Source organism: Dyella sp. SYSU CM1112 (assembly GCF_058216415.1).
In genome coordinates this window covers 46,693-62,109 of record NZ_JBZEGI010000018.1, presented here as the reverse complement: position 1 = coordinate 62,109, position 15,417 = coordinate 46,693, and the positions used below count along the sequence as shown (strand labels likewise).

The 15,417-nt window shown below is 58.7% G+C and carries 17 protein-coding genes; 8 read left to right on the top strand and 9 right to left on the bottom strand.

Features of this window, described 5'->3' with window-relative positions:
- Nucleotides 1-87: 87 nt before the first annotated feature.
- Both pstS and rnt read right to left on the bottom strand, forming a co-directional pair.
- Nucleotides 88-1,050, bottom strand: a complete 963-nt coding sequence (gene pstS, locus AC4HNJ_RS19485) for a phosphate ABC transporter substrate-binding protein PstS (protein ID WP_490481285.1) — start codon at nt 1,048-1,050, stop codon at nt 88-90.
- Between the two features lie 204 nt (nt 1,051-1,254).
- The gene (rnt, locus tag AC4HNJ_RS19480; RefSeq protein WP_490481284.1) at nt 1,255-1,914 is read right to left on the bottom strand and encodes a ribonuclease T; all 660 of its coding nucleotides are present in this window, start codon (nt 1,912-1,914) and stop codon (nt 1,255-1,257) included.
- 216 nt (nt 1,915-2,130) lie between these two features.
- On the opposite strand from rnt, the gene AC4HNJ_RS19475 reads away from it, so the two are divergent.
- Nucleotides 2,131-3,753, top strand: a complete 1,623-nt coding sequence (locus tag AC4HNJ_RS19475) for a hypothetical protein (protein ID WP_490481272.1) — start codon at nt 2,131-2,133, stop codon at nt 3,751-3,753.
- Between the two features lie 127 nt (nt 3,754-3,880).
- Here the strand turns inward: AC4HNJ_RS19475 and nth are convergent, their stop codons facing one another.
- The 3 genes from nth to metG all read right to left on the bottom strand — a co-directional run bounded on the left by nth (nt 3,881) and on the right by metG (nt 7,294).
- Entirely contained in the window at nt 3,881-4,513 is a 633-nt protein-coding gene (nth, locus tag AC4HNJ_RS19470) for an endonuclease III (RefSeq protein WP_490481271.1), read from the bottom strand.
- A complete protein-coding gene (locus AC4HNJ_RS19465) occupies nt 4,510-5,112 on the bottom strand; it encodes an RnfABCDGE type electron transport complex subunit B (protein WP_490481270.1) in 603 nt (200 codons plus the stop codon). Before AC4HNJ_RS19465 ends, nth begins: the two co-directional genes overlap by 4 nt.
- 88 nt (nt 5,113-5,200) lie before the next feature.
- Nucleotides 5,201-7,294: a methionine--tRNA ligase gene (metG, locus tag AC4HNJ_RS19460; protein ID WP_490481269.1), complete on the bottom strand. Its 2,094-nt coding sequence runs from the start codon at nt 7,292-7,294 to the stop codon at nt 5,201-5,203.
- On the opposite strand from metG, the gene AC4HNJ_RS19455 reads away from it, so the two are divergent.
- Complete coding sequence (locus AC4HNJ_RS19455; RefSeq protein ID WP_490481268.1) at nt 7,293-7,445, top strand: hypothetical protein; 153 nt, start codon at nt 7,293-7,295, stop codon at nt 7,443-7,445. The two genes, metG and AC4HNJ_RS19455, sit on opposite strands and share 2 nt — an antisense overlap.
- Nucleotides 7,446-7,707: 262 nt before the next feature.
- On the opposite strand, the gene AC4HNJ_RS19450 is transcribed toward AC4HNJ_RS19455, so the two are convergent.
- Nucleotides 7,708-8,154 carry a DUF2147 domain-containing protein gene (locus tag AC4HNJ_RS19450; protein ID WP_490481267.1) on the bottom strand — a complete coding sequence of 149 codons (447 nt, stop codon included), beginning with the start codon at nt 8,152-8,154 and terminating at the stop codon, nt 7,708-7,710.
- Between the two features lie 182 nt (nt 8,155-8,336).
- On the opposite strand from AC4HNJ_RS19450, the gene apbC reads away from it, so the two are divergent.
- The 4 genes from apbC to AC4HNJ_RS19430 all read left to right on the top strand — a co-directional run bounded on the left by apbC (nt 8,337) and on the right by AC4HNJ_RS19430 (nt 11,241).
- The gene (gene apbC, locus AC4HNJ_RS19445; protein ID WP_490481283.1) at nt 8,337-9,428 is read left to right on the top strand and encodes an iron-sulfur cluster carrier protein ApbC; all 1,092 of its coding nucleotides are present in this window, start codon (nt 8,337-8,339) and stop codon (nt 9,426-9,428) included.
- On the top strand, nt 9,425-9,976 hold the full coding sequence (locus tag AC4HNJ_RS19440; RefSeq protein ID WP_490481266.1) for an NADPH-dependent FMN reductase: 552 nt from the start codon (nt 9,425-9,427) through the stop codon (nt 9,974-9,976). The genes apbC and AC4HNJ_RS19440 overlap by 4 nt, the downstream gene beginning before the upstream one ends.
- A gap of 97 nt (nt 9,977-10,073) precedes the next feature.
- Nucleotides 10,074-10,640, top strand: a complete 567-nt coding sequence (gene dcd, locus AC4HNJ_RS19435; RefSeq protein WP_490481265.1) for a dCTP deaminase — start codon at nt 10,074-10,076, stop codon at nt 10,638-10,640.
- Between the two features lie 85 nt (nt 10,641-10,725).
- Nucleotides 10,726-11,241, top strand: coding sequence for a hypothetical protein (locus AC4HNJ_RS19430; protein WP_490481264.1), 516 nt, complete (start codon nt 10,726-10,728; stop codon nt 11,239-11,241).
- Nucleotides 11,242-11,311: 70 nt separating this feature from the next.
- Here AC4HNJ_RS19430 and AC4HNJ_RS19425 read toward each other — a convergent pair whose 3' ends face one another.
- Together AC4HNJ_RS19425 and AC4HNJ_RS19420 are read right to left on the bottom strand one after the other, a co-directional pair.
- Nucleotides 11,312-11,740, bottom strand: a complete 429-nt coding sequence (locus AC4HNJ_RS19425; protein WP_490481263.1) for an HIT domain-containing protein — start codon at nt 11,738-11,740, stop codon at nt 11,312-11,314.
- Nucleotides 11,737-12,411 (bottom strand): dienelactone hydrolase family protein, encoded by a 675-nt coding sequence (locus AC4HNJ_RS19420; protein ID WP_490481262.1) that lies wholly within the window; start codon nt 12,409-12,411, stop codon nt 11,737-11,739. The genes AC4HNJ_RS19425 and AC4HNJ_RS19420 overlap by 4 nt, the downstream gene beginning before the upstream one ends.
- A 169-nt stretch (nt 12,412-12,580) precedes the next feature.
- Between AC4HNJ_RS19420 and rimO the strand changes: the two genes are divergently transcribed.
- Together rimO and AC4HNJ_RS19410 are read left to right on the top strand one after the other, a co-directional pair.
- Nucleotides 12,581-13,900, top strand: a complete 1,320-nt coding sequence (gene rimO / locus AC4HNJ_RS19415; protein ID WP_490481261.1) for a 30S ribosomal protein S12 methylthiotransferase RimO — start codon at nt 12,581-12,583, stop codon at nt 13,898-13,900.
- A gap of 13 nt (nt 13,901-13,913) precedes the next feature.
- Nucleotides 13,914-14,723: a DUF3025 domain-containing protein gene (locus tag AC4HNJ_RS19410; RefSeq protein WP_490481260.1), complete on the top strand. Its 810-nt coding sequence runs from the start codon at nt 13,914-13,916 to the stop codon at nt 14,721-14,723.
- 95 nt (nt 14,724-14,818) lie between these two features.
- On the opposite strand, the gene greB is transcribed toward AC4HNJ_RS19410, so the two are convergent.
- Nucleotides 14,819-15,325: a transcription elongation factor GreB gene (gene greB, locus AC4HNJ_RS19405; protein ID WP_490481259.1), complete on the bottom strand. Its 507-nt coding sequence runs from the start codon at nt 15,323-15,325 to the stop codon at nt 14,819-14,821.
- Between the last annotated feature and the right edge of the window lie 92 nt (nt 15,326-15,417).

Here is a 15,417-nt window from a genome sequence, read left to right as displayed (position 1 = left end):
GTCGGTTTCAATCAGCACGACGCGCGCAACAGGATGTTGCGCGCGTCGCAGGATCACACTGCTGCTGTCCTTGCGACAGCGCGCAGCTTACATCTTGTATTCGCTGGACCAATACTTTTCGATCTGCTCGACCAGCGAGTTGGGCAGCGGCACGTAGTCAAGCGAGCGAGCTGCAGCCTGGCCATGCTCATAAGCGTACTTGAAGAAGTCGAAGGCAACCTTGCTGTTGGTGGCGTTCTTCGGCGTCTTGTACATGATCACCCACGAGGTAGCGGTGATCGGCCATGCCTCGGCGCCCGGGGCATTGGTCATCAGCAGGTTGAAGTCCTTGGCGCTCTTCCAGTCGGCCGTGTCGGCAGCAGCCTGGAAGCTGGCGGTATTCGGCTCGACCACCTTGCCGGCCGCGTTCTTCATCCTGGCGTAGCCGATATGGTTCTGCAGCGCGTAAGCGTATTCCACATAACCGATCGAGTTCGGGATCTGCTTGATGTAGGCAGACACACCCTCGTTGCCCTTGCCACCGATGCCGGTCGGCCACTGCACCGCTGTACCTTCACCCACCTTGGACTTCCACTCGGGGCTTACCTTTGACAGATAGTCGGTGAAGTTGAAGCTGGTGCCCGAACCGTCCGAACGATGCACCACATAAATCTTGGCGCTGGGCAGGTGCACGCCGGGGTTGAGCTTGGCGATGGCCGGATCGTTCCACGTGGTGATCTTGCCGAGGTAGATATTGGCGAGCGTGGAACCATCGAGCACCAGTTTGCCGGCAGCGACGCCGGAAACATTGAACGCGGGCACGATGCCACCGATTACATCAGGGAACTGGCCCAGGCCGAACTTGGCCAGGTCTTCTGCCTTTAGCGGCATGTCCGATGCGCCGAAGTCGACGGTGCCGGCCTTGATCTGGGCGATGCCGCCGCCCGAGCCGATCGACTGATAGTTGACGTGATTGCCGGTCTTTTCGGCGTAGGCCGCCGACCACTTGGAAATAACCGGATAGACGAAGCTGGAGCCCGCACCGGTGATGTCGGTGGCGTGGGCCGTCATGCCAAACAGAGATGCGGCAACTGCGATGGCAAGCGTGCCGAGGCGAGACGGAAGTTTCAGTGAGTTCAACACAGTGGCTCCTTTTGGAGGGAAGTGGCTAACAAATGCCTGCTACCCGTGTATTGCAGAGGTTAGGTGTTGCAATGAGATGAGATGAATGTGTCATCTTGATGACAGCCGCAAATTCTTGACATGTGAAGCCCGTCACGGAAGCACGGAACCCACGCGTTCCAGCTCAAGTAATTCCAGTGAACGCAGCCGATTGACGATGCGACAAAAAAGCAAAGCGGTGCGCTCGGCGTCGTAGACGGCGGAGTGCGCCTCGCGCGAATCGAAGCTGTAGCCCGCGGCCAGCACGGCTTTGCTCAATACGGTTTGCCCGAACAGCAGGCCACTTAATGTAGCGGTGTCGAAGCAACTAAAAGGATGGAAGGGATTGCGCTTGTGTCCGACACGACGCACAGCGGCATTGAGAAAGCCGAGATCGAATGCGGCGTTATGTCCTACCAGGATCGCGCGTTGGCATTCGTTGCTGCGCACGGCCGCTCTCACTGCATGGAAGATATGGTCAAGCGCCGCACGTTCCTCAAGCGCTCCGCGCAGGGGACTGTCGGGATCGATGCCGGTGATTTCCAGGGCACGTGGATCGATGTTGGCGCCAGGGAAGGGCTCCACATGGGTTGACACGACGGGATGCGGGTAAAGATGACCTTCCTGATCCATCCCCACCGTGACGGCCGCGATTTCCAGTAAAGCATCGCGCTCTGCGTCGAAGCCACCGGTTTCCACGTCCACGATGACCGGCAAAAAGCCACGGAAACGGTCGGCCATGCGGGCCGCCAGACTGTTATTGAGTTGCTCCATCAGGCAAGCATACCAGTCGGTCCCGGTTCGCACGGTTCGAAGCTCGCATGAATGGGCGACCTGGATGACGAACCGTATGGTTTGTCACTGATCTGTCACATAACATCCATCTAACGGTAAAGCTGTCGCCTGATCATGCGCCCAACCGCGGATGCATCCAGGGGAAGTCAACTGGGATGTCATTGCGGTCCCATTGATTAAAGCGGAGACAACTACATGCGTTCCAAGATGCTCACGGTGGCGATCGCTGCCGGTTTGGGCTTGACCAGCGTTACCGCTGTGTCAGCTCAGACATCACATAAGAAAGTGACGGTTAGTGCGGCCGAATTAGAGCAGATGAAGGCCGAGATCGCAGCACTGGAGCAGAAGGTTCAGGACCTGCAGTCGCAGTCCGCTGCTCAGCAGCAGGCCCAGCAACAGACTGTGCAGGCCGTGCAGACGACTCAGGCGCAGGTGGCAGCCACGCAGACGCAAGTGCAGCAGGCCGAGCAGCATCTTGCTTCCAAGCACGGCGATATCTTTGGCGGCAGCGGCGGCGTGAAGTGGACCTTCGGCGGCTTCCTGGCGGCAGAATCGATCTATCGCTCGCGCGACACCGCCGACGACGTGGCCAGCAAATATTCCTCCGTTCCGTTCCCGGCTACATCGGCGAACGCGAGCAACAGCCAGTTCACCTACAGCTCGCGCCAGAGCCGCTTGTCGATCAAGGCGCAGGGTGACATCAACGACGAAACGCATGTCACCGGCTACTACGAAATGGACTTCCTGGGCGGTGCCCAGACGGCCAACATGAACGAGAGCAACTCGTTCAACCCCCGCATCCGTCATTTGTTCACCAATGTGGATTGGGATACCTACGGCCTGCATGCACTGGCCGGTCAGACGTGGTCGCTGCTGACCCTCAACGGCAAGGGCATCTCGCCAGATACGAATGTCACGCCTCTCACGATCGACGCACAGTACGTACCCGGCTTCACCTGGGCTCGTCAGACCCAGCTGCGCCTCGTGAAGGACTGGGGCAAAATGTGGTGGTTGGCGGTGTCGGTGGAAAATCCGCAGACCGCTGGCGTTGCTGGTGTGAAGGGTACCGGTTATTACTCATCAACCACGGTGACGATCCCGGCGGGCGCCAATTACGCCTCCAGCAACTCGGTGTCTCTGAACGACCGTCCTGACTTGATCGTGAAGTTCGCGGCCGACCCGGGTTTTGGCCATTACGAAGTGTTCGGCCTGTCGCGCGAATTCGACTCGCGCGTCTCGTTTACCGGTGTTTCTACGCCGACCAACAAGACCACGAGCGGTAGCGGTTTTGGTTTCGGCATGGTGTTGCCGTTGGTGCCGAAGACCCTCGAATTCCAGTTTTCTGGCATGACCGGCAAGGGCATTGGCCGTTACGGTACGGCCGGCCTGAATGATGTGGCCGTCAGTCCGTCGGGCTCGCTGTACGCCCTGAAGGAAAACATGCTGCTGGGTAGCCTTGTATGGCATCCTTCGTCGGCATGGGATGTGTATCTGTCCGGCGGTCGCGAACAGCAAGACACCTACTTGACGACGGGTGCGAACGGCAAGCCCTACGGCTACGGCAGCGCCATCCTGGGTTACATCAACTCCGAGTGCAGCGTTTACGGTGAGGCCAGCGATTGTAATGGCCAGACTCGCCAGATCGCCCAGGAAACACTCGGTTTCTGGTGGTCGTTCTACCAGGGCAAGTTCGGCAAGGTGCGCTTCGGTGCGCAGTACTCGCACACCACCCGCCAGCTGTACACCGATTCTTTTGGCAATGCGCCGAAGGCCTCGGACAACATGTTCTTCACCAGTATCCGTTACTACCCGTTCTAAGCGGGACACGTATCGTTGCAACACTTATCGGAAGGGAGTTCGACCTAAGGACGGAGAAACGGCGGGCTTTTGCCCGCCGTTTGCTTTTCGGTATCTGAAAGACCGATGCGCCGCTGGGGTGCCAGTCTTACTTCGTCTTGTCCTTATAGCGGCAGAGATCGCAGATCACGCACTGCGGGCAGTCAGGTTTGCGCGCCTTGCAGACGTAACGCCCGTGCAAGATCAGCCAATGATGCGCATCGTGCTTGAACTCCACAGGCACGACGTTTTCGAGTTTGTTTTCCACGGCACGTACGTCTTTGCCAGGCGCCAGTCCGGTGCGATTGGCAACACGGAAGATATGCGTATCGACGGCGATGGCTGGATGACCGAATGCCGTGTTGAGTACGACGTTGGCCGTTTTACGTCCGACACCGGGCAACGCTTCGAGCGCTTCGCGGCTGTCGGGAACTTCGCCACGGTATTGTTCGACCAGGATGCGGCATAGCGCGAGCACGTTCTTGGCTTTCGCGTTATAGAGACCGATCGTGCTGATATAACGTTTGAGCTGTTCCTCGCCAAGATCGAGGATGGCTTGCGGTGTATTGGCCACCGGGAAAAGTTTGCGCGTGGCCTTATTTACGCCAACATCGGTGGCCTGGGCGGAGAGCACCACGGCAACCAACAGTTCGAATGGGGTGGTATAGGCCAGTTCTGTGGTGGGATGCGGATTGAGTTCGCGCAGGCGCGTGAACAGTTCGACCACGTCCGCTTTCTTCACGATTTCGGCTCCTGTCTCTTTGCTTTGGCGCGTGCCAGCACGTCGAGCAGGTTTTGTCCGGCACCATGCACCTGCGCTTTCCGCGTCGCCAATTCCGCTTCACGCTGTGTGTGCTGTTGGGTGAGGCGGGCCTCGCGGCGCTGGAAATGGTGGCGTGCCATGTCGGCGTGCACGGGATCATTCGCTTGGCCGAGAGGCATCGGTTCCAACACGATGCAATCCACCGGGCAAGCCGGAACGCAACGCTCGCAACCGGTGCATTCGTCCGCAATCACCGTATGCATGAGTTTGTTGGCGCCGACGATCGCGTCGACTGGGCAGACTTGGATGCATTTGGTGCACCCAATGCAGTCGGCTTCCACGATGCGTGCGAGTGTGCGTGGCTTTTCGATCCCGTTCTCAGGATTCAGCGGCAGTGGCGTGCGGCTGAGCAAGGCAGCCAGTTTGGCAATGCCTTCGCTGCCGCCAGGTGGGCACTGGTTGATGTCCGCTTCGCCATGAGCCATCGCTTCCGCATAGGGGCGGCAGCCGTGGTAGCCACATTGCTCGCATTGCGTCTGTGGCAGCAGGGCATCAATGCGGTCAACGAGTGTACTCATGGTCTCGCTTGAGTTTCTTGCAGGCTTGGCTGCTCATCCCGGTTCGAGAGCTCGCGTGCTTCCCAGTGGGGAGCACGCCTGCGAGTAATCAACGTACAGTCGCCCCCGGTTTCGCGCCCTGGTCAGCATCGAGCAGAAACAGGTCGCTGCCACCATCGCCTGCGGAGAGGATCATGCCTTCGGACATGCCGAAGCGCATCTTGCGCGGCGCAAGATTGGCGATGAATACCACATTGCGCCCCACCAGCTTTTCCGGCTCGCCGTAGGCGGCACGAATACCGGAAAAGATTTGGCGCTTGCCGAGCACGCCAGCATCCAATTCAAAGCGCAGCAGTTTGTCCGAACCTTCCACGAATTCGCATACCAGAACTTTACCGACACGCAGGTCGAGCCTGGCGAAGTCGTCGATGCTGATGATGGCGGAGTCTTGTGCAGCAGTTGTGGTGTCGGTCATAGGCTTGCTTGTTTTCTTTGCGGTTTTTTTGTCAGCGTTTTCGGATTCAGGCTTGGAGCCTAGTGATTCTTTCGACGCTTCAATCATAAACGCGATGCACTTGGGATCGATGCGTGAAAGCAATGGTTCAAAGGCCTGGATGGTGTGGTTGTGCAGGGTGGCGTAGGCGGAATCGAAGTCGGCGATGGGCGCCGCCAGGAATGCTTCGGCGGCTTCCGCCGTTGCAGGAAGTACAGGCTTAAGCAGCGCGCCGAGCAAACGAAACGCTGCCAATGAGAACGAACACACTTGATGCAGTTCATCGCGCTGTGCGTCGTTCTTGGCCATCACCCACGGCGCCTTGACGGCAATATGGCCGTTGACGAGGTCTGCCATAAGCACGAAGCGACGCATGGCTTCGGCGAATTCGCCGCGCTCATACAAGGCGGGAACATCTTCGTAATGCGAAAGCAATACGCGCCACAGCTCGTTTTGTTCCTCGGAGAAGCTCGCAGCGAGGCGGCCATCGAAAAACTTGTGCACGAACCCGGCCGTGCGGCTGGCGATGTTGACCCATTTGCCGATCAGATGTGAGTTGACGCGCTCTTCGAACGCTTTCAGATCCAGATCGACATCAACGGGTGCGTCGCTCAACATCGTGGCGAAGTAATAGCGCAGAAATTCCGGATTCAATCCGGCATTGAGGTAGGTGCGTGCCTGGATGAAGGTGCCGCGCGACTTGGACATCTTCGCGCCGTTGACGGTGAGATAGCCGTTGACGTGCAGCGCGGTAGGCGTGCGGAATGTCGCGCCGTGCAGCATCGCCGGCCAGAACAGGCCATGGAAATTGATGATGTCCTTGCCGATGAAGTGATGCATTTCCGCACTGCTGTCCGGTGCGAGAAAATCCTCGAACAGCAGGTCGGTGCGATCGCAAAGATTTTTGAAGCTGGCCAGATAGCCGACCGGTGCATCGAGCCACACGTAGAAGAACTTGCCCGGTGCGTCGGGAATGGGGAAACCGAAATAGGGCGCATCGCGGGAGATGTCCCAATCCTTGAGGCCGCCGTCCAGCCATTCCTTGAGTTTGGCGGCCACGCCGGCATTGGCAACTTGCGCACCGCCGGTCAGCTTGCCGGCGAACCAGTCGCGCAGCAGCGATTCGAATTTGCTCAGTTCGAAGAAGTAATGTTCCGAATCACGCAACACAGGCGTGGCACCGGAAACGACCGAGTATGGATTGATCAGCTCGGTGGGAGCGTAAGTAGCGCCGCAGTTTTCGCAATTGTCGCCGTACTGGTCGGGCGTGCCGCATACCGGGCAGGTACCCTTGATGTAGCGATCCGGCAAGAACATCTGCTTGTCGGGATCATACAGTTGCTGGATGACGCGTTTGGCGATGAAGCCGCCGTCGCGCAGCCGGGTGTAGATCTGCGAGGCGAGCTCGCGGTTCTCCGTCGAATGCGTGGTGTAGTAATTGTCGTAATTGAAGTGGAAATCCGCGAAGTCGGCTTCGTGGCCGGCGCGGATTCCTCCGATGAAAGCCTCGGCTGATACGCCCGCTTTTTCCGCCGCCAGCATGATTGGCGTGCCGTGTGCATCGTCCGCTGCCACGAAATAGACTTCGTTACCCATCATTCGCTGCGCGCGCACCCAGATATCGGTCTGGATATAGCCCAGCATATGCCCCAGGTGCAGCGGGCCGTTAGCGTAGGGCAGAGCGTGGGTGACAAGAAGGCGTCGGGGCATGGTTGCAGCGCTGGCTGGAAAGCTGCGCATTATGGCACGGCGCGGGTATTCGTCTGAGAAAAGCGCTTTGCCGTGTGCAGCTTTTAAATCACTGCAGGCACTGGCTTTTGCCGTGATGGTTCACAGGCTTGGAATGAAGCAGAGCAAATAGCCATAGCAAGAGTGGCAGCGGGACATTTGTGCCCACTTGCAAACATCTCGGCCATGCATAGTCCATGGAAGCCTTGGCGCCGAAGAAAGTTGCATGCTTCCTGGGCGACTGCCCGGCTTAGTTGGACGGCTGGCTAAAAACCACGAGCAAGGTGTGCTTTGGGGATGCATTTAGCCATCGATGCGAGTCACGCGATGTATCGCGACTAAGGTGCATCCCCTGATGAACCGCTCTTTATCGGCAAAGAGGAGGCGGATGGGCACTACTGCATGCGTTCCCAGATCTGGCTGCGGCCGAACAGGGAGAAGCCGATGTAACCGTGTACGTCCAACCTCTGGCCGCCATCGGTCAGGCTCAACTTGACGCTATATACCTTGCCGTTCTTGGGATCGAGAATTTTGCCGCCGTCCCATACGTCGCCGTCCTTGCTGACCCCCCACATGATGACCATGCCTTCGATCGGCTGGTTCTTGCGTGCACCATCGCATTTCTTGCAGAGCGGGTGCGGGCCATCGTCCGAAAGCAATACCTGCATCACTTTGCCTTGCAGATGGCCGTTGTCTTCGGTGATCTGGATGATGGACTTGGGCTTGCCGGTGACATCATCAATCTGCCGCCAGGTTCCGACAGGCGTGTCATTGGCAGCCCAGGCGGTGGCTGCTACCAGCAGGAGGCAGATGGCCATGACACACTGCGACAGACGTTTCATCGTAAAACTCTCCCTACGTTGGCGTATGGAGAGCCTGCCGAGCGCTCCCCGGGCGGGTCAAGCTGCATTGCGCAAACATACGCGTTTGATAGCTGGCTTGTATGCCATCTATTGCATGAGGGCGATGGATGACGGGCTTCTGCTGGCATAATGCATGTTCTGACTTGAGCTCTTTCCCTATCATGCAGGCAAACGAAGACTTGGTGCGCCGGATTCTCGGCGACCTTATCGATCCCCATACCGGTGCTTCCATGGCCGAGGCGATTCGCGCCGTCGGCGTGGATGGAGCCAGGGTATCGGTGGATGTGCAGCTCGGCTACCCGGCAGCGGGTGCAAGCGAGGCGCTGGCGCGGCAGCTTACGCAGGCGTTGGAAGTTGACCCAGCCATCGATTCGGCCACGATCTCGATCGGCAGTCGCATCCACGCACACAAAGTGCAAGGCACGCTGGCGCCGTTGTCCAATGTGAAAAACATCATTGCCGTGGCATCCGGCAAGGGCGGCGTCGGTAAATCGACGGTGGCGGTGAACCTTGCACTGGCGTTGGTAGCAGAAGGAGCAAAGGTCGGCATTCTCGATGCAGACATTTATGGTCCCAGCCAGCCGCGCATGCTGGGCATCCAGGGCCGCCCCGAATCGCCGGACGGCAAGACCATTATGCCGATGGCGGCGCATGGCTTGCAGGCCATGTCGATCGGCTTCCTGGTCGATGAGGAAACACCGATGATCTGGCGCGGCCCGATGGTGACGCAGGCCATGATGCAGCTGCTCGGTGACACGCGCTGGGACATGCTGGACTATCTGATCATCGATCTGCCGCCGGGTACGGGTGATATCCAGCTCACCTTGTCGCAGAAGGTGCCGGTAGCTGGCGCGGTGATCGTCACCACGCCGCAGGACATCGCGCTGCTGGACGCACGCAAGGCTTTGAAGATGTTCGAGAAGGTGGAAGTGCCGGTGCTCGGCATCGTGGAAAACATGGCGACGCACGTCTGCACGAACTGCGGCCATGAGGAACACATCTTCGGCGCGGGTGGCGGGGAGCGTATGGCGGCGCAGTATCAGGTGCCATACCTGGGATCGCTGCCGCTGGATATTCGCATTCGCGAGCAGGCTGACGGCGGCAATCCTACCGTCGCGGCGATGCCTCATTCGGATCTGGCAGCGCGTTACCGCGAGGTCGCCCGCAATACGGCGGGCCGTTTGGCGCGCCAGCCGCGTAACAAGTCTCTCGGTCTAGGCAAAATCATTGTGCAGGGCACGCCAGCCGCATGAGCGCCGCGAGGCGTGTGCTGGGTCTGTCGGGCAGCCTGCGGCGCGTTTCGTCCAATACTGCTGCGTTGCTTGCGGCACAGCAATTGGCCCCACCGCATCTGAAGCTTGTGTTGTATGAAAGGCTCGGTGCCTTACCGCTATTTACTCCGGATGCAGAGAACGATGGCATCCCGGATGTGGTCGGTGATTTGCGCAGCGAGATCGGTCGCAGCGATGCCTTGCTGATCGCTTGTCCGGAGTACGCCCATGGGGTACCGGGAGCTTTCAAGAATCTGTTGGATTGGTTGGTCGCAAGCCTGGAATTTCCCGCCAAGCCGGTGCTGCTGATCAATACCTCGGCGCGTGGTTCGCATCACGCCCAGGACGCGTTATGCGAGATTTTGCGAACGATGTCAGCACGTTTGCTTTCGCCGGAGCCACTGGGCGTGGCGCTGCCTGGCGCGGGTTGCTCTGTGGCGCAGATCCTTTCGAGTCCGGATCGTTGCCTGGAACTGCATACGGCCTTGGCCTGTCTGTCTGCAGGGTTGAATCATTGGCCTGGATCGTGAGTCACCGTTGCCGATCTGGCGCAAGAGCCCATTCACCATGTATTTTTGCCGCTTTGCGCCCTGGGGATCCGGGCGCGGCTGAAGCACCGGAGTCCGCGTGAGCATTAAATCCGATAGGTGGATCCGCCGTATGGCGGAACAACACGGCATGATCGAGCCGTTCGAGCCGGGGCAGGTGAAGCTGCGCGACGGCAACAAATTGGTGTCGTACGGCACGTCAAGCTATGGCTACGACGTGCGCTGCGCGCGTGAGTTCAAGATTTTCACCAACATCAATTCCACCATCGTCGATCCGAAGGCGTTCGATCCGACCAGCTTCGTGGACATGCAGGCTGACGTTTGCATCATCCCGCCCAATTCTTTCGCGCTGGCGCGCACGGTCGAGTACTTTCGCATTCCCCGGCAGGTGCTCACCGTGTGCCTGGGCAAGAGCACCTATGCGCGCTGCGGCATCATTGTGAACGTCACACCACTGGAACCGGAGTGGGAAGGGCATGTGACGCTGGAGTTTTCCAATACCACACCGCTGCCGGCCAAGATCTATGCCAACGAAGGTGTGGCGCAGATGCTGTTTTTTGAATCCGACGAAGAATGCGAGACCAGTTACAAGGACCGCGGCGGTAAATATCAGGGACAGCAGGGCGTGACCTTGCCGCGTACCTGAACGCGTTTTCATTCATTGCATCCACCCCGGTACGGCGGCGCTACACTTCCTTGCCTGGCCTCACCGACATTTGCAGGAGACCCGCATGACCCGTTTTTCCACCCTGTCGACCCGCGCTGTCGCGGCGCTTATGCTCGGCAGCCTGCTGGTGCTTGCCGGTTGCCATCGCAGCTCGACCAGGGACACGGTGAAGACCACTCAGGTACAGAGCCAGTTCGATATGACGATGCAGGCCTACAAGAGCGGTCAGTTCTTGATCGATGGCGCTGTCGTTTCCGCACTGGATGCAGGTAGTCATTTCGCTTATCTGAAAGACACGGGCAGGTTGCCCAAGACGGTGCTGCTGCTGCCCAGCGATGATTCCAAGATCCGCAAGCAGCATCTGCAGTACATGGCGCGTCTGGAACTCGATTACGGATTCGTCGCCTATTACGACGATGGCGGCAAGCTGGCGCGCATCAATCCGATCGATACCAAGGCGCGTGCGCTCGAGGATTATCATGCACCCGCCTCTGCGCCGAGCAGCGATACTTCTCAAGATGCCAGCGGCAAACCTTATGGGGATGCGTCTTCAGGCGGTTCTCCTGGCGGTGGTCACTGATTGCGACCATCCGGTTTTATAAAACGCCCGCCGTATGGCGGGCGCTTTTTTATGGTTAAAGTTACGGCCTTCAATTGCCTTGGGCAGCGTGGATAGCGTCGCGTAGTTGTTGCAATCGCTTTTGTCCCTTTTCGATTGAATAAGGCTCTGCGCGACTATGTCCCCATACGGGGCCAGGCCACGCAGCATCGCCTTCTCTGCGCGCGATGACATGGACGTGAAGCTGCCTCACGATGTTGCCCAGTGCCCCGATGTTGAGTTTGTCGCAAGGCATGGACGCACGTAGCGCCGTAGCAACGCGGTTGATCTCTTGCCAAAGCGCAGCTTGTGCATCGACGGGCAAGTCCAGGATTTCCGTGGCGCCAGGATGCCTGGGCACCAGGATCAGCCATGCATAGCGCGCATCGTTCATGAGCAATACCTCGCAGAGAGGCAGCGAGATGACATGCCGTGTGTCTGCCTGCAGGCGCGGATCGAGAGCGAATTCGCAGAGCGTCATGCGTTGGCCAGATGCTTGTCGAAAAAGGCTAGCGTGCGTTTCCAGGCAAGCTCTGCGCTTTCCTTGTGGTAATGACTTGGGTCGATGTCGCGATTGAAAGCATGTCCCGCGCCGGGATAGACATAGACGTCCATATCCGGAAGCATCTCGCGGTGCTTCGCTACCATGTCAGCGGGGATAGACGCATCTTTCTCGCCGAAGTGGAACATCACCGGCGCCTTGAGCTTTTCACCCAGGAACGGAGCATTGCGCGCGCCGTAATAGCTCGCGGATGGCAGGCCAAGGCGAATAGCGGAGAGCAATGCCACCGTGCCGCCCCAGCAATAGCCGACAGTACCGATGTTGCCCGCCGATGCAATCGCTTCAGCAGCGCTGGCGACATCCTCCACGGCGCGGTCAAGTCCCAGTTCCCCGACCAGCTGTCTCCCGCGGGCCATGCCGCTATCCGAGTAATCCAGCTCGACGTCTGTCTCAAGGTGATCGAAGAAGGCAGGCGCAATGGCTGTATAGCCGACCGCGGCAAAGCGGTCGGCTACGGTGCGGATATGCGCAGTGACGCCGAATATCTCCTGGATCACCACCAGGCCGCCTTTGGGTTTTCCTGGTGCTTCGGCTACATAAGCGCCAATGCATTGCGTGCCGCGGGTAGGGATGGTGATGTGCTTGCCCATGGGATGCTCCTGCCGAGATATCCGGCGATTCTAAGAGCAGGGCGGCGTTCAGTAGGACATGACGGTGTGAGGCGCTTGTAGAACTGGCTTAGTGGGGTAGGCCTACACCCATTCTCCCACCGGGTTCCCGCTATAATTCATCGTTTACCTATTCATTGACGGCCCCTTTATGTCCAAGGCCACCCAGAAAATCGGTTTCGTGAGCCTCGGCTGCCCCAAGGCGCTGGTCGACTCCGAACGCATCCTCACCCAGCTCAAGGTCGAGGGTTACGAAATCGTGCCCAGTTACGACGCTGCCGACGCGGTGGTGGTAAATACCTGTGGCTTTATCGACGCTGCCGTGCAGGAATCGCTGGATGCGATCGGCGAAGCCCTGCATGAGAACGGAAAGGTAATCGTGACCGGCTGTCTGGGCAAGCGCTCGGAGTTGATCCGCGAAGCGTATCCCGATGTCCTGGCCATTACTGGTCCGCAGGACTACGGCAGCGTGATGAACGCGGTGCATGCGGCGCTTCCGCCCAAGCGCAATCCGCTGCTGGATATCATTCCGGACACAGGGGTCAAACTCACGCCGAAGCATTACGCGTATTTGAAGATCTCGGAAGGTTGCAATCACCGTTGTAGCTTCTGCATCATTCCGTCGATGCGCGGCGATCTGGTTTCGCGCCCGGTGGATGAGGTGTTGATCGAGGCCGAGCGCCTGGTCAAAGGCGGCGTAAAAGAGCTGCTGGTGATTTCACAGGACACCAGCGCCTACGGCGTGGACCTGAAATATGCCGAACGCACGTGGCGCGAAAAGAACTACCGCACGCGTATGACAGAGCTTGGAGAGGGTTTGTCCGAGCTCGGCGTCTGGACGCGACTGCACTACGTGTATCCGTATCCGCACGTGGACGAAATCATGCCCCTGATGGCAGAGGGCAAAGTCCTTCCGTATCTCGATATTCCATTCCAGCATGCTAGTCCGCGCATCCTGAAGCTGATGAAGCGGCCTGGCAACATCGACAAGACGCTGGAGCGTATACAGAACTGGCGCAAGCAGGTACCTGAGCTTACGTTGCGCAGTACTTTCATCGTCGGTTTTCCTGGCGAAACCGATGCCGAGTTCGAAGAGCTGCTCGATTTTCTGCGAGAGGCGGAGTTGGATCGCGTTGGAGCATTCACGTATTCCCCGGTAGACGGCGCCAAAGCGAACGAGTTGCCTGATCCCGTATCGGAAGAGTTGAAGGAAGATCGCCTGGAACAATTCATGGCGGTGCAGGCCGAGATCTCAGCCGTCAAGTTGCAGCGCAAGGTCGGTCGCACTATCAAAGTGCTGGTGGACGAAGTCAGCGACGAGGGGGCGCGTGCGCGTTCCTCCGCTGATGCGCCGGAAATCGACGGCATGGTACATATTGCCAATGGCCAGTTGCTTAAGCCGGGGCAATTCGTCGACGTTGTCGTGGAAGCGGCGGACGAGCACGATCTGCACGCCCATTGGGTGAACTGAGGCGCGACGTGGCATGCGCTACGTCGCGCCAGCGCGAAATGCTGTCGATCCGGCGGTTTTTGCGTTGGCGCCACTGAGCGATTGGCGCGAATATGCCGATTGGATGCAAGGTGAGCATTGGCCTTCCATTGGCGAGCTTAATGCACACTGGTCGTTCGACGCGCAGGAGCGCTTCGTTGCGCAAACCGTCGAACTGCTCGAAGACGGTCTGCACTACGAAGAGCGCATTGCTGATCGCGGTCTGATTGCCACGCGCGAAGCCAATTGGCATGACCTCTTTAACGCGATGGTCTGGCTTCGTTATCCGCAACTGAAACGTGCACTCAACCGCCAACAGGTGGCGGATGTGGCACGCTTCGGCCGGAGCGAGCGTTCGCGTCCGCAATGTGCGCAGACGCATTTCGACGAAGCTGGCGTCATCGTGACGATCCGCGATCCGAACTTGCTTGAACTATGGGATCGGCATGATTGGCATGGGTTGTTCTGGCGCCGCCGTGCGGCATGGAGCGATGGATCGATCGCCGTGCAGGTATTCGGTCATGCCTTGCTTGAACACGCCTTGACGCATGAAAAACTGCTTATTGGCAAAGCGCTGGCGGTCATGGCCGGTGAAGCAGGCGGCGGCGATGCCGTGTTGTGTTGTGCGAAAGCCATTGCGGAAGGGCGTTGGTTGCGTGATCCGCAGGAGCTGCGTCCGTTGCCGCTATCAGGTATTCCCGGTTGGCATCCTGCCAACGGTGATGAAGCGTTTCATCGCGACGCAGCATGCTATCGGCCTTTGCGCGAAGGCCGGCATTATCCGGTGCCGTTATACATGGATTGATTCCGTGGGAACCGTCATCGTAGCCAAAGGGCATCCATAGCTGGGAAGTTGCCGGCGCGGCTGTATTTTGGCGCTGCGCTGACCATGCTGCGCAACTACACTTCCGCGTATTCCACTGCAATGACTACGAAACGCGAGCGCCCGCCGGGAAGCTCGGCATCGAACTCGTCATCGATCTTTTTCTTTAGTACGGCGCGGGCCAGAGGCGAATCGATGCTGATCCAGCCGCGTTTTGCATCGGTTTCATCGGGCCCGACGATGCGGTAGCGGCTAGTTTCGCCGCTTGCAATGTTTTCCACTTCGATCACCGCACCGAAGAACACGGTCTCTCGATCGGCGGGAGCACCTTCAGCCACTTTGAGCGAGGGGATGCGTTTGCTGAGGTAACGCACGCGGCGGTCGATTTCGCCGAGCTGCTTCTTGCGATAAGTGTATTCGGCGTTTTCCGAGCGATCGCCTTCCGCCGCGGCAGCGGCAAGCGCTTTCACCACGTCGGGGCGAAGCGTGTGCCAGAGATGATCCAGCTCGCTTTTGAGCCTTTCAAAACCATCGCGCGTGATGATGGCGGTGGAGCGCGGAGCAGGCGGGCGCCAGCGAGTCATGACGGTAAAACACTCAATCTTGTGGGTGCCTTGCTGTTGCGTTCAAAGCAAATGTCTGGCATGAAGACCTCCGGGGTGGGGTCCAATTGTAA

What these genes read in the sequence shown, in the direction of transcription:
- pstS (WP_490481285.1), bottom strand. Translation starts at nt 1,050, where the DNA reads ATGACGGCCCACGCCACCGACATCACCGGTGCGGGCTCCAGCTTCGTC.
- rnt (WP_490481284.1), bottom strand. Translation starts at nt 1,914, where the DNA reads ATGGAGCAACTCAATAACAGTCTGGCGGCCCGCATGGCCGACCGTTTC.
- AC4HNJ_RS19475 (WP_490481272.1), top strand. Translation starts at nt 2,131, where the DNA reads ATGCGTTCCAAGATGCTCACGGTGGCGATCGCTGCCGGTTTGGGCTTG.
- AC4HNJ_RS19465 (WP_490481270.1), bottom strand. Translation starts at nt 5,112, where the DNA reads ATGAGTACACTCGTTGACCGCATTGATGCCCTGCTGCCACAGACGCAA.
- AC4HNJ_RS19455 (WP_490481268.1), top strand. Translation starts at nt 7,293, where the DNA reads ATGGTTGCAGCGCTGGCTGGAAAGCTGCGCATTATGGCACGGCGCGGG.
- metG (WP_490481269.1), bottom strand. Translation starts at nt 7,294, where the DNA reads ATGCCCCGACGCCTTCTTGTCACCCACGCTCTGCCCTACGCTAACGGC.
- AC4HNJ_RS19450 (WP_490481267.1), bottom strand. Translation starts at nt 8,154, where the DNA reads ATGAAACGTCTGTCGCAGTGTGTCATGGCCATCTGCCTCCTGCTGGTA.
- apbC (WP_490481283.1), top strand. Translation starts at nt 8,337, where the DNA reads ATGCAGGCAAACGAAGACTTGGTGCGCCGGATTCTCGGCGACCTTATC.
- AC4HNJ_RS19440 (WP_490481266.1), top strand. Translation starts at nt 9,425, where the DNA reads ATGAGCGCCGCGAGGCGTGTGCTGGGTCTGTCGGGCAGCCTGCGGCGC.
- AC4HNJ_RS19430 (WP_490481264.1), top strand. Translation starts at nt 10,726, where the DNA reads ATGACCCGTTTTTCCACCCTGTCGACCCGCGCTGTCGCGGCGCTTATG.
- AC4HNJ_RS19425 (WP_490481263.1), bottom strand. Translation starts at nt 11,740, where the DNA reads ATGACGCTCTGCGAATTCGCTCTCGATCCGCGCCTGCAGGCAGACACA.
- AC4HNJ_RS19420 (WP_490481262.1), bottom strand. Translation starts at nt 12,411, where the DNA reads ATGGGCAAGCACATCACCATCCCTACCCGCGGCACGCAATGCATTGGC.
- rimO (WP_490481261.1), top strand. Translation starts at nt 12,581, where the DNA reads ATGTCCAAGGCCACCCAGAAAATCGGTTTCGTGAGCCTCGGCTGCCCC.
- AC4HNJ_RS19410 (WP_490481260.1), top strand. Translation starts at nt 13,914, where the DNA reads ATGCGCTACGTCGCGCCAGCGCGAAATGCTGTCGATCCGGCGGTTTTT.
- greB (WP_490481259.1), bottom strand. Translation starts at nt 15,325, where the DNA reads ATGACTCGCTGGCGCCCGCCTGCTCCGCGCTCCACCGCCATCATCACG.